Source organism: Enterococcus sp. AZ078 (assembly GCF_051714985.1).
In the GTDB taxonomy this organism is placed as follows: domain Bacteria; phylum Bacillota; class Bacilli; order Lactobacillales; family Enterococcaceae; genus Enterococcus_B; species Enterococcus_B hirae.
Genome location: NZ_JBIOSW010000001.1, coordinates 565,299 through 578,331 on the forward strand (window position 1 = coordinate 565,299; position 13,033 = coordinate 578,331).

The following is a 13,033-nucleotide window of genomic DNA, read 5'->3' on the forward strand; positions in this document are numbered from 1 at the left end:
CAAGAGAATATGAACCGCATGTTCTTTTTCAAGATTTAAGACAAAAGATTAAAAATAGCTATTCATTGGGTTTCAGTTCTATTCTGTAGTAGTACGTCAATGAAGTACTATTAATTAAGATTATAAACGCATGGAGGATTTTTTTAGTAGCTGTAATAAATTGTTTAAACATCTTGTGTTAAAAATTAAAGTTATGTCAGTAGACTTCTTTCACATGGATTTTTTTAACGCCTTTTTTATAAGTCACTACTTGCATACTATTGTTATGCTTTTACAATACGATATTGAGCAGTCGACAATTTGTGAACAATCAAATCGGACAACGAATAAAAAAAGATAAGGGTTTGCAGACAGTTCTTTACTTGTTATCTGGAAATCATTAAAATAAGGAAAGCGGTATCGAATAATAAATGAATTAAAGGAGTATCCATTTGAAAAGACATATAAAAGATAGTCTCAATCAATTGTCTGTCAAACAGAAAAATTGGTTAAAATATACATTAGTGGCGATAAGTATCGTTTTTGTCGTTGGACTAAGCAATTTGTATTTACAATGGTGTCAAAACGATCTTTCTTTTGATCTAGCTGTAAAATTTGCTTTTTCGTGGCATACGGAAAAATTTTTATTAGCTTGTTTAGTGTTATTAATGATCTTCCTTTTTTTAGTGGCAGTATTAGGTTCTTTTCTCTTTGGAACATTCTTTTATCTTGTTGGCATTGGAATATTAGGTTACGCAAACTATTTAAAAATGACCTATCGACAAGAACCGATTTATCCCGACGACCTAAAGATGATCAAAGAGTTTGGTTTATTAAAAGATATGACAGGCACAACCTCGTTTTATCTATTAGCAGGAATGATCCTATTGGTGGTAGCAGGTGGTTGCTGGGCTATCTATCAGAGTTTTAAGAAAGACAAGAAATTTCAAGCCATCCGAGTGATCACATTATTTACTACGATCTTTGCGCTTATTTATATTAGTCATTTCAATAACCCAAATAATTTATTACGTAAAGCATATAACAAAACGGCTTTGTGGATTCCTTATAGTCAAAAGATGAATTATTATAATACAGGTTTTATTGGTGGTTTCTTATACAATTTAAAAATCGATCCAATGGAAAAACCAAAAGGGTACTCTGAAGAAAAAATCAAGGAAATTACATCACACTATCAAAAGCTGGCAGATGAAAAAAATAAAACTGCCTCAGAAGAACAACCGAATATCGTTTATGTGATGAGCGAAAGTTTTTCAGATCCTAGTCGTTTGAATGGGGTGGAAATTACCGGTGATCCTTTAGCAGATTATTATGCGGTTGCTGATCAGACTTATAGTGGTCAGATGCTTTCTCAAAATTATGGTGGTGGAACAGCCAATATCGAATTTGAAGCATTAACAGGTTTTTCAATGGGACTATTCAATGCCCAATTAACAACACCCTACACAATGTTAGTACCCAAAATGAATCAATTACCTTCGATCGTTTCAACATTGAAAGATCAAAATTATCATACGACTGCGATCCATCCTTATAACACCTCGATGTACAAAAGAAAAGATGTTTATGAGGTTTTAGGTTTTGATGAATTTATTAGTGAAAATACGATGACGTATACTGACACCATTGAAGATAATCCCTACATTTCTGATGCTTCTGCTTATCAAGAAGTGATGGATCTTTTAAAAGAGGACGATACACCCCAATTTATCCATCTTGTGACGATGCAAACCCATATGCCTTATGATGGAAAATATCAGCAGCTCGAATATACAGCCAAAACAGAGGATAATAGTGGGATAAGTAGTTTAGAAAATTATCTTCAAGATATTTCGTATAGTAGCCAATCCTTAAAAGCGTTCACGGAAGAACTGAAGAAGTTATCAAGAAGAACGCTAGTTGTTTTCTGGGGAGATCATTTACCAGGGATCTATTCTGACACCATTCAAAATAGTAATGAGAAACACACCTTACACGAAACACAGTTTTTGATGTTTGATAGTCAAGGAGAATTAGAAAAAACCGAAGCTCCTGTTACAAGTCCCTTTTATTTTGCTGCTGACTTGATGAATCAGACTAATCAACAGACAACTGGGTTTTATCAATTATTGTTGGCACTTCAAAATGAATTACCAGCGTTTGAGCGAGAACTATACTACCAAGAGGGGCAATGGCATCGAGAAGCACAATTAAACAAAAAACAAGCAGAACTTTATCAAGCTTATGAGATGATTCAATATGATATTGTTTCTGGAGAAAAATACAGTTTGCAAACAAATTTTTTTGAAAAATAACATATGACTTTATTACTCTGGGTAGAAAGCCTATTCAATTGTGCTAAAAAAAGGTAAAATAAAAGAGAAATAAAATCGAAAGTAGGAGAAAGAATGTTACCAAATATTGGTTATTATGTACAATCAGTCGATCGAATGGTCAAAGAGACGGAAGAGATCGGTGAACAGATGCATCCAAAATATCAAGTGATCAGAGAAGCGATTGATCAGAAAAAAACAGAAGACTTGTCTCCAGAAGAGTTAGCTGAAATCGTTCATTTGTTTGAAGAAGGAACAAAAAAATATCGTGTGATATTGAAAAAAATCAGTCAGTTGCGACCACCAGCAAAAGTAATGGGTATTCATAAAAGTTTTGAAAAAGCCTATACTTCCTACGTGGCTGGTTGTGAAGAAATGACTCAAAGTATCCAACCAGAGTCTGGAGTTGACCATGATTTATTTGATGCTTCTGAAGAAAAACAGGATCAAGCGACAGAAAATATTTCTTCAGCCATCCAAAAAATGACAAATTTATTGTTGAAAAAATAAAACAGTATAAAGTTTCGTTGAAAAATAGAGTGTTTTAATTTAATTATCATATGTTTTTTATGATAAAAATCAGTCAATCACTTATTATATGAAAGTAACCTATACCAACAACAATTTTGAATTACTCGATCGAATAATTCACTTTTACCGTCAAGCCTAACCAACTTGACGGTTTTTGCTATTTACCGATCGTTTGTCTCAGTTCAACTCAATCCCTCCATATTCAAGTTCAACTTATAGAGGCTGCTCTCAACAAATCGTTCACCGAAAACAATGTAGTTCAGATGAACAAATAATATACCCAGCGGAGTTTCAGCACTAAGCCAAAAAACTCGAAACGTGAAAAAGTTGTTTCGAGTTTTTTCTTCATGATCAAATCAAGTAGTACTTTTCCGATCATTTATTTAATTTTCAACATTTCTGACATAATCATCAAAATATTGAAGTAAATCTTGTTTTAATTTTTGATAATCTGCTTCACTATATTCTTTTTCTTCTAACTTTCCTTGGAAAAAAGGGATTTCTAACTCTTCCCGTAATCGATCCAATACTTCATCTTTGTTCATGTTACTGCTCCTTTTCAAAATAAACACAGACACATTCTGGTGCATAGATGTCTTTTTGGCGTAATTCTAGTAAACCAGTCTCTTTATTTCGCGCGAAAAGCGTAAGATTATCGGTATTTTGATTGGCAGATAAGACATAGTCGTTCGTAGGATCTAAAGCGAAATCTCTAGGGAAATCGCCTTCAGTAGAAATAATTTGGATACATTCCAACAGTTGATCCTTTTCAGAAACTGCAAAGACTGCAATTGAGTTATGGCCACGATTGGAAGCATATACAAATCGACCATCATCTGAAATACGAATTGCAGCACCACCATTTTCTCCTTGAAAATCATCTGGTAGTGTACTAATTTTTTGTTTTTCTTCAAAGCTGCCTTGGGATTTATTATACGAAAGCACACGAACAGTACTATCAAGTTCACCAAATAGGTAAGCAATGGTTTCATTTGCAGGATGGAAGACAAGGTGGCGGGGACCAGTTCCAGGTTCTGCCACAAATTCAGAAACTATAGTTAATTTTCCTTGATCAGATACATCGTACGTATAGACCCGATCCGTTCCTAGGTCACAAACCACTAAGCGGTTGTCTGGAGTTAAATCAGTATAATGGACATGTGCATGGTCTTGATTTTTATGAGGACCAGTTGCTTCTTGATGAAAAACGGCATCAGTTGCTTCGAGACCTCCATCGTCTAGAATACGATAAACATTGACTTCACCTTTATGATAATTAGCACCATATACTAATTGACGAGATTCATCAACTGCAACGTAACATAAAGGAGCGCCTGATTCTGTTACCGCATTCAAAAAATGGAATTCTTGATCGTAAGCCCCGATCCCACCTAAACCGTCCAGACTTGTGACGTTATAAAGATTACCAGCTTCACTTTTTGCTAAGTAAGTTGGACTATTTTCTTTTACAGCTAGCTTCAATCCTGAGACTTCTGCTTTTTCTGTATCTAATTCAATGGTATAAATTCCTTCACTCACACGTCTTGTGTACGTCCCTAAAATGATTTTTTCTTTCATTTTATCCCTCCTAGAATGTATGAAATAGGTTCCTTGTTTATTTTAGCACATTTCAAACAGGAGAGTTAAACAATGAGAATATGTTATACTGAATATAGAGTTGAGCGACAGAATTTGTAACAAAGGAGAGAATAAAATGATTCATGCAACCATCAAAGAAATCGGAGAAAATGCAGTAAGTGAACAAGAACCGATCTTGATTTTATTTGATCGAACAGCAACAACTACACTACGTAACTATTCAGTGATCCAAAAGATTACTTCTACCGAAAAATTTTCATTAAAAAAAGGGGATTCACTTTTTTTTGATCAACAAGAATATCAGATTGAACATGTGGGAAGATTGGCAAATGAAAATTTAAACACAGTAGGGCATGTTACGCTGATTTTTGATCATTATTCTGAGGAAAATAGTATTGTGAACGGTCTTTACTTAACACCACATCAGTTACCTGAGATTCATGTCGGTACACAAATCAAATACAAGTAGGTGAGATTATGGAAGGGAAAAACAAGCGATCAAAACCAGTCTCTTGGTTTTGGCGATGGTTTTTAAATAATCAAGTCGTTACTGCGTTATTAGTAGTACTTTTGATCTTATTGATCGTTTTTTTATTTACTAAGGTGTCCTATCTATTTGCCCCGATCTGGCAATTCCTGGCGATCGTTGGCTTACCCATTATTTTAGCGGCAATTTTGTATTATTTGATGAATCCAGTTGTTGACTATTTGGAAAAGCGCCAAGTTCCAAGGCTCTATAGCATCATCGGGTTATTTGTATTAGTCGTGGCACTGATTGCTTGGGGAACAGTGGTAATCATTCCTAAAATCCAAGAGCAAACTGTGAGTTTTATCAATCATTTTCCTCAATATGTGGATACGATCGATAATAAGTTGACAGAAATACTAAGAGATCCTCTATTCAACCAATTTAGGGAACAATTGGAAGCTACTGGCGATAAGTTCATGAGTTCAGCGGGGGATATGCTCCAAGATATTTCAAAAAGTACGGTTCAAAGTTTAGGAAGTTTTGTGGGAGCAGTTGCTACGATTATTGTTGCTTTGCTAACTATGCCGTTTATCCTTTTCTATTTATTGAAAGATGGCAAGCAACTTGCCCCTTATTTTGTGAATTTCCTACCAACACGTATGCGAAAACCAACTTTGAAAGTATTAAGTGAAATGAACGATCAAGTTTCTTCTTATATCCGTGGACAATTGACGGTGGCTTTTGCAGTAGCGATCATGTTTATGATTGGATTTGCGATCATTGGACTTGATTATGCAGTCACCTTAGGGATCATTGCCGGCTTTTTAAATTTGATTCCCTATCTAGGCTCATTTTTAGCAATGATTCCGGCCGTATTCTTAGGAATCGTGGCGGGACCGATCATGTTGATCAAAGTATTGATCGTATTTGCTTTAGAACAAACGATTGAAGGACGATTGATTTCTCCATTAGTCTTAGGGAATCAATTGGCGATCCATCCGGTCACGATCTTATTAGTTTTATTAACTTCTGGGAAGCTGTTTGGAATCGTCGGTGTGATTTTAGGTATTCCAGTATATGCTGCAGCAAAAGTAGTTATCTCACATGTTTTTGAATGGTATACAACTATCTCTAGTTTATATGAAGAAAAACAAAGTGACTAGCCAACTGTGCACTAAAAACACATGACTAAAAAAACGAAGAAAGCGAAAATAGTTTAACTATTTTCGCTTTCTTCATTTTTTTAAATTTTTAAGAAAATTTCAAGAAATTTTTAGGTGCCCACTATGCAACAATCAAAGTTAGTAAGGGACTAACTTTATGGTAAACGTGCAAGTAGCTTTTATTAGAAAGTTTGACCAAATGCTGCAGCTTTATCTAAAGCTGATTGCATCAATTCTTCTGCACGGTCAGGGGTATAGTCGATACCTTCAATAAATAATTGATCCACTTGATCGATACCGACAAAGTTTAAGATGCCTTTGACATATTGAGAAGCGAAGTCTTGACCGTTATAAATGCCTCCGTTGGATTGGATGTGCAAAGCTTTTTTACCAGAAACTAATCCTTCTGGTCCGTTTTCAGTGTAACGGAATGTCTTGCCAGCGACATTGACGGTGTCAAACCAAGCTTTTAATTTTGTTGGAATATTCAAGTTCCATAAAGCATTCGCAATAACGATCTTGTCTGCAGCAAGAAATTGGTCGGTCAATTCATTGAAACGAGCAATTTTTTGTTGTTGACTTTCAGACAAAGTAGAGAAATCAGCACCTGCCCGAAGTGCTTCCCATCCTGAAAGTAATTCTTCATCGATTTCTGGGATATCATCACGATAAAGCTCTAAAACAGTCACTTCATCTTCCGGATGATTTTCTTTGTAACTAGTTAAAAAAGTTGTTAATGCTTTAACTGAACGTGATTCCTGTGCAGTTAATGGGTGCCCTTTTACTACTAAAACTGATGCCATAATATTCTCTCCTTTAAGCTGACTTGTTATCTGACTAACATAGCTAGTTTACTTGAAAGCGAAAAGGCTATCAAGTTTTTTTAAGGTTCGATTTTTAATTATGAATTTTTTAGTCTTTTCATGAAAAAAATATGGAAAAGCATTGCAAAACATCTTCTTGGTGTTATAATGACATAGTGTCATGTGACAGTGTGTCATTTTAGGAAGGAGGAAAAAGATGCCTACGAAAACTTTTTTTCATCTACCAGAGGAAAAGCAGAAACGTTTATTAGAAGCAGCTAGGATTGAATTTTCCAGAGTACCATTAAAAGATGCTTCCATCGCAAATATCGTGAAGATCGCAGAAATCCCTAGAGGTAGTTTTTATCAGTATTTTGAAGACAAAGAGGATCTTTACTATTATTATTTTGAAACTGTTCGACGTGATAGTTCAAAAGATATGTTCCAACTGATAAAAGATGTCGATGGGGATTTATTCGAAGGATTCGAGCTTTATTTTACTAAAATCATTCGGGAGATTTTAGTCGGGGAAAATGCTTCTTTTTATCGTAATCTTTTCATGAACTTGGACTATCGTGCTTCTCGTAAAGTCGTGCCACATACAAAAGATGATCAGCGTCATTCACATGCAAAACATCAAAAAGAGGCAAAAGAATTAATTGGATTGATTGATCGAACGACACTGAAAGTAAACGATGATCATGAACTGGAACTACTGATCCAATTGATCATGAATATCGTCTTTACTACGATTGCTCATGCCTATAAATCATTTTCAAAAAACGAAAATTACTCCGTGGATCATGCCATTAAAGAATTTAAATTAAAACTATCATGGTTGAAAGACGGCGTATATCAATAGAAAGAGGGGAATTACATGCTAAAAATCGTCAAACGGATTTCACTGACTTCAGCTATTGCAGCCACGTTGTTCATGGTTATCCAAGTTTTATCAGATCTTTATTTGCCGACGCTCACATCAAATATCATTGATAAAGGTGTAGCACGAGGTGATGTTGATTATATTTGGCAAACAGGTTTTGTTATGATCGGTTTTTCTTTGATTAGTATCATCGCAGCAATCGCAAATACCTTTTTTGCTACACGTGAGTCACAAAAATTAGGAAAGCAATTACGTACCGATGTTTATAAAAAATCTGAAAGTTTAACAAAAGATGCATTTGACAAATATGGTACAGCATCCTTGATTACCCGTACAACTAATGACGTGACACAAATCCAGATGGTTACGCAAATGTTTTTAAGAATGATGATCAATGCACCGATCACGTTGGTTGGCGCAAGCTTTCTTGCTTATCAAAAAGATCATCAATTAACCAAAATTTTCTTAGTAGTTATTCCAATCATGCTAGTGGTGATCGGCGGAATCATGTTTTTTGCGGTACCACTATTCAAGAGCATGCAAAAGAAGACAGACCGTTTGAACCTAGTGTTTCGTGAAGGATTAACAGGGGTAAGGGTAATCCGAGCGTTTGATAAGACACGTTTTGAAGAAAATCGTTTTGATTTAGCAAACAAAGATTATACAAATACAGCAATTAAAGTCAACACGATCGTTGCATTGATGATGCCGATGATGACTTTGATTATGAGTGGAACAAACGTAGCAATTACTTGGTTTGGTGGACACTACATAGCAGATATGACGTTAGAAGTCGGAAACCTAATTGCATTTATGACGTATGCTATGCAAATTTTAATTAGCTTTATGATGCTTTCAGCTATTTTTATCATGGTCCCTCGAGCGCAAGCTTCTGCTGATCGGATCAATGAAGTATTAGATGAAAAAGTAGGTATCTCAGATCCTGAGAACCCAACTGAGGTGACTCCTGCAGGTAAAGCTGCCACAATCTCATTTGAACATGTCAACTACCGGTACCATGGAGCTGAGAAACTAGCGTTAGAAGATATTGATTTTTCAGCACAATCAGGCGAAACTGTTGCGATTATTGGTGGAACTGGTTCAGGTAAATCTACTTTAGTCAATCTTATCCCACGACTATACGATGTCGAATCAGGAACAATCAAGATTGATGGTGTAAGTATTACCGATATGACTCAGTATAATTTGCGTGAATTGATGGGCTTTGTTCCACAAAAAGCCATGTTGTTCTCTGGCACGATCAGAGAAAACATGCAGTACGGTAAAGCAGATGCTACTGATGAAATGATTTGGAAAGCGTTAGAAATCGCCCAAGCCAAAGACTTCGTTTCAGAAATGGAAGAGGGCTTAGACAGTCATGTTGAACAAGGCGGAGGAAATTTTTCTGGTGGGCAAAGACAACGTTTGGCGATTGCTCGAGCATTAGTCAAACCAGCTGACATTTATGTATTTGATGATTCTTTCTCGGCTTTGGACTTTAAAACAGATGCAAAATTACGTCAAGCTTTAAAACAAAATATGAAAGAAAGTATTACGGTTTTGGTTGCACAACGAGTAAGTACAGTAATGGATGCGGATATGATCTTAGTCCTTGATGAAGGAAAACTAGTTGGCAAAGGCACACACGATGAACTTCTTAAAACGAATGAAACCTATCAGGAAATCGTTCATTCACAATTAAGAGAGGAGGATCTAGCATGAGTAAAGGAACGACCAAACCTTCTCAACGACCAATGCCTGGCGGCGGTCACGGACCCGGTCGAAACATTGGGGCAAAAGGAGAAAAACCAAAGAATTTTTGGGGCACAGTGAAACGTTTATTTGGCTATATGTCAAAACGCTCGGTTGCGATCATTGCTGTATTTGTATTAGCAATCGCAGCAGTCATTTTCCAGATCCAAACACCAAAAGTATTAGGGAGAGCAACTACTGAGATTTTTAATGGGGTGATGGCTGGTGCAAAACAAATGCAAGCGGGGCAACAAATTTCTAAATTCCCAATTGATTTTGATAAAATTGCTCAAATCATCGCCACGGTTATTGTGATGTATTTGATTTCTGCAGTATTCAATTTCTTACAACAATTTATTATGACACGAGTATCGCAACGAACAGTTTATGAGTTACGTCATGATCTAGAAGCAAAAATGAATCGTGTACCGATTTCTTATTATGATACACATACAAATGGAGACATCATGTCTCGTGCAATCAATGATATGGATAATATTGCCAGTACCCTTCAACAAAACTTAACACAGTTTGTAACAAGTGCAGTTACTTTGATCGGTGTCATCGTTATGATGCTTTCTATTAGTTGGCAATTGACGTTAGTGGCTTTACTGATGATTCCATTGAGTTTGATCGTCGTGATGATCATTGCACCCAAATCCCAAGTCTTTTTTGCAGAGCAACAAAAAAGTTTAGGTCTCTTAAACAACCAAGTAGAAGAAACTTATGGTGGTCATACGATCGTCAAAACTTTCAATCATACAGCCAAAGACCAAGAAGTTTTTGAAGAAGAAAACGATAAGTTATATGCTGCAGGGTGGAAAGCCCAGTTTATCTCTGCGATCATTATGCCTTTGATGAACTTCGTTAAAAATCTTGGCTATGTATTTGTTGCTGTATTAGGTGGGATCAAAGTTGCAAATGGGAATATGACACTTGGGGACGTTCAAGCGTTCTTACAATATACGACACAATTCTCACAGCCGATTACTCAACTTGCAAGTTTAATGAACACGATCCAGTCAACTGTTGCATCTGCGGAACGGGTTTTTGAAGTGCTGGATGAAGAGGAAATGTCTGATAAAAAATCTGGGTTACCTGTTGAAGAGAACACACCATATAAAGTTCGTTTTGAAAATGTTCAATTCGGTTATACCAAAGATCAACTATTGATGACAGATTTTAATCTGGATGTGAAACCTGGAGAAATGGTGGCCATTGTTGGTCCAACTGGTGCTGGTAAAACGACCTTGATCAACTTGTTAGAACGTTTCTATGATGTTTCTGGCGGAAGTATCCGTTATGACGGGGTAGATACGAGAGATTTATCTCGAGATAACTTACGTGCTCAATTTTCAATGGTTCTGCAAGATACATGGCTATTTACAGGTAGCATCTACGACAATATCAAATACGGAAACGATGATGCAACTGACGAACAAGTGATTGAAGCAGCCAAAGCTGCCCATGTTGATGACTTTGTTCGCAAACTGCCTGAAGGTTATCAAACGGTATTAAATGAAGATGCCAGCAACATCTCCCAAGGGCAACGACAGTTAATCACGATTGCTCGGGCATTTTTAGCTAATCCGGATGTATTGATACTTGATGAAGCAACTTCTAGTGTGGATACTCGGACAGAGATTTTGATCCAAAAAGCGATGAATCGTTTATTAGAAAATCGAACAAGTTTTGTAGTAGCTCACCGTCTGTCAACCATTCGAGATGCCGATAACATTATTGTCATGAACCATGGTTCAATTGTTGAAACAGGAAATCATGATCAATTGATGGAAAAAGATGGATTTTATGCTGATTTATATAACAGCCAGTTTTCCGAAGAAGCTGTTTCTTAACAATTCATTAATAGTAAAACGCATGGAAAGAGCATCTGAAGCGTTCCATGCGTTTTATTTATTATAATGAATGTTATTTAAAAATAATTGCAGTATTGCGTAGAAAATGCGAAAATTCTCACATTTTTTTTAATAAAAACCCATTTATTGCTTGAAAGAAATGTGAAGCATCGTTAAAATAAAGCTGGACGTAGAGGGGAGCAAGAAAAATGAAAGAATTTAAATTGGGGTCTACTACTTACCTAAAAAGTGTAGCAATCCGGGTTAAAGATAGAGATAAAATGATTGATTTTTACAAAAATACGATCGGTTTTGATTTGAAACGGGAAGAAAATGAATTAGCTATTTTAGGGACACAAGAGCAAAATAGTGAGATGCTATTGCTAGAAGAAAGTCCTAGAGCGCATGATTACATTGGGGAAATCAAAAAACTGAAACGTTTTTCATTGATTATTCCAACGGTAGCAGAAATGGCTGATATCCTTTCCCGTATCCGTAAAACAAACTATCCAATTGAAGATGCGTTAGAAGATCAAGGGCGCATGGGGATCTTACTTAAGGATCCAGAAGGTAACGAATTAGAAATTTATCACGAAGAGGACAATGTTCAAGAACGAAATCAACCAGAAGCAATGGATCAAGAGTCATTATTACGTAAGTCAGAAGAGCGTTACAAAAAATTATCCGCTAATTCTTACTTTGAAAAAATCCATTTAAACGTTTTTGATAGCGAAGAAGAACGCCGTTTTTTAAGTGATTTACTGGGACTAAAAGTTCGGGAAGAAAAGAACGGATTACATGTTTTAAATGAAGGGAACTTCCATGTAGGAATCTCAGAAGCAAATAGTGAGTCACTAGCATTGCCGACTCATGAAGTATTAGGTTTAGATTTCTTGAAATTCGTGATTGATCAAGAAAGCATGGAACAGTTGATTCAGCATTTAAATGAAGCTGCAGTTGACTTCTTTATCGATCAAAGACATACTGTGTTAACAATTTATGATGCGATTGGTATCGAATGGTGGTTTGTGATCGATACAAAAAAAGCCAAAAAATAAAGCGAAGACAAATAATTGAATAGGTAGAAATAGCTCCTAACGATTTGATGTTTAGGGGCTTTTGCTTCTGTTCATTGTTGGCAAAGCGCATCACAAGCAACAACGGAAATCGAAAGCTGATTTTTTGTTCAATATATAAAGAGATACCAGAAACAACTCTTCAACTAAAGAAGTTTCTCTAAGATACAAGAGGATAGAAGAAAAGTTGATTTAAAAAATTTTCTTATTGTCATTGGAGCTGACCGCTTCTATCACGACCTAATCCACGGTGTTCAAAGAGCTGCCCTTCGGTAATAAGTCAAAAAATCTCAAAACATGAGGAGCTGTTTCGAGATTTTCCTCCTTATTACTCAGGGCAAAACGCTCTTTTCACAACCTTTATCCACGGCGTTCAAACATCAGCTCCTTGAAATAAGCCTGAATTTTTCAAAACATGAGGAGCTGTTTCAAAAAATTCTTTTTTATTGTCATCGGAGCTACCCGATGTTTTCACGACCTTACCCACGGCGTTCAAGAAGCAACTCCTCAGCAATAAGCGATGATTTTCTAAAATATGAGAAGCTATTTTAAAAAATCCTCTCTTATTCGTTCGGAGCTAATCGCTTCT

At 36.1% G+C, this 13,033-nt stretch carries 11 protein-coding genes; 8 read left to right on the top strand and 3 right to left on the bottom strand.

Translation table 11 applies throughout. From position 1 onward, the window contains the following. The first annotated feature begins 443 nt into the window (after positions 1–443). Positions 444–2,294 (top strand): LTA synthase family protein, encoded by a 1,851-nt coding sequence (locus IGJ18_RS02820; protein ID WP_438843448.1) that lies wholly within the window; start codon positions 444–446, stop codon positions 2,292–2,294. 93 nt (positions 2,295–2,387) lie between these two features. Continuing rightward, positions 2,388–2,822, top strand: a complete 435-nt coding sequence (locus IGJ18_RS02825; protein WP_010738426.1) for a hypothetical protein — start codon at positions 2,388–2,390, stop codon at positions 2,820–2,822. 404 nt (positions 2,823–3,226) lie between these two features. Here the strand turns inward: IGJ18_RS02825 and IGJ18_RS02830 are convergent, their stop codons facing one another. Next, a complete protein-coding gene (locus IGJ18_RS02830; protein ID WP_010720034.1) occupies positions 3,227–3,388 on the bottom strand; it encodes a hypothetical protein in 162 nt (53 codons plus the stop codon). 1 nt (position 3,389) lies between these two features. Continuing rightward, positions 3,390–4,421 (bottom strand): lactonase family protein, encoded by a 1,032-nt coding sequence (locus IGJ18_RS02835; RefSeq protein ID WP_010738424.1) that lies wholly within the window; start codon positions 4,419–4,421, stop codon positions 3,390–3,392. Between the two features lie 136 nt (positions 4,422–4,557). Between IGJ18_RS02835 and IGJ18_RS02840 the strand changes: the two genes are divergently transcribed. After that, entirely contained in the window at positions 4,558–4,911 is a 354-nt protein-coding gene (locus IGJ18_RS02840; RefSeq protein ID WP_034699568.1) for a PTS glucitol/sorbitol transporter subunit IIA, read from the top strand. Positions 4,912–4,919: 8 nt separating this feature from the next. Further along, complete coding sequence (locus IGJ18_RS02845) at positions 4,920–6,074, top strand: AI-2E family transporter (RefSeq protein WP_010720031.1); 1,155 nt, start codon at positions 4,920–4,922, stop codon at positions 6,072–6,074. A gap of 182 nt (positions 6,075–6,256) precedes the next feature. On the opposite strand, the gene IGJ18_RS02850 is transcribed toward IGJ18_RS02845, so the two are convergent. Beyond that, positions 6,257–6,877, bottom strand: coding sequence for an NAD(P)H-dependent oxidoreductase (locus tag IGJ18_RS02850; RefSeq protein ID WP_096709568.1), 621 nt, complete (start codon positions 6,875–6,877; stop codon positions 6,257–6,259). 217 nt (positions 6,878–7,094) lie between these two features. On the opposite strand from IGJ18_RS02850, the gene IGJ18_RS02855 reads away from it, so the two are divergent. From IGJ18_RS02855 to IGJ18_RS02870, 4 genes are all read left to right on the top strand, one after another. Further along, positions 7,095–7,739, top strand: coding sequence for a TetR/AcrR family transcriptional regulator (locus IGJ18_RS02855; RefSeq protein ID WP_010720029.1), 645 nt, complete (start codon positions 7,095–7,097; stop codon positions 7,737–7,739). A gap of 15 nt (positions 7,740–7,754) precedes the next feature. Beyond that, the gene (locus tag IGJ18_RS02860; protein ID WP_010720028.1) at positions 7,755–9,482 is read left to right on the top strand and encodes an ABC transporter ATP-binding protein; all 1,728 of its coding nucleotides are present in this window, start codon (positions 7,755–7,757) and stop codon (positions 9,480–9,482) included. Then, positions 9,479–11,368 carry an ABC transporter ATP-binding protein gene (locus IGJ18_RS02865; RefSeq protein ID WP_126344638.1) on the top strand — a complete coding sequence of 630 codons (1,890 nt, stop codon included), beginning with the start codon at positions 9,479–9,481 and terminating at the stop codon, positions 11,366–11,368. The genes IGJ18_RS02860 and IGJ18_RS02865 overlap by 4 nt, the downstream gene beginning before the upstream one ends. Before the next feature lie 209 nt (positions 11,369–11,577). Then, positions 11,578–12,426, top strand: a complete 849-nt coding sequence (locus tag IGJ18_RS02870; protein WP_438842861.1) for a VOC family protein — start codon at positions 11,578–11,580, stop codon at positions 12,424–12,426. Positions 12,427–13,033 lie beyond the last annotated feature (607 nt).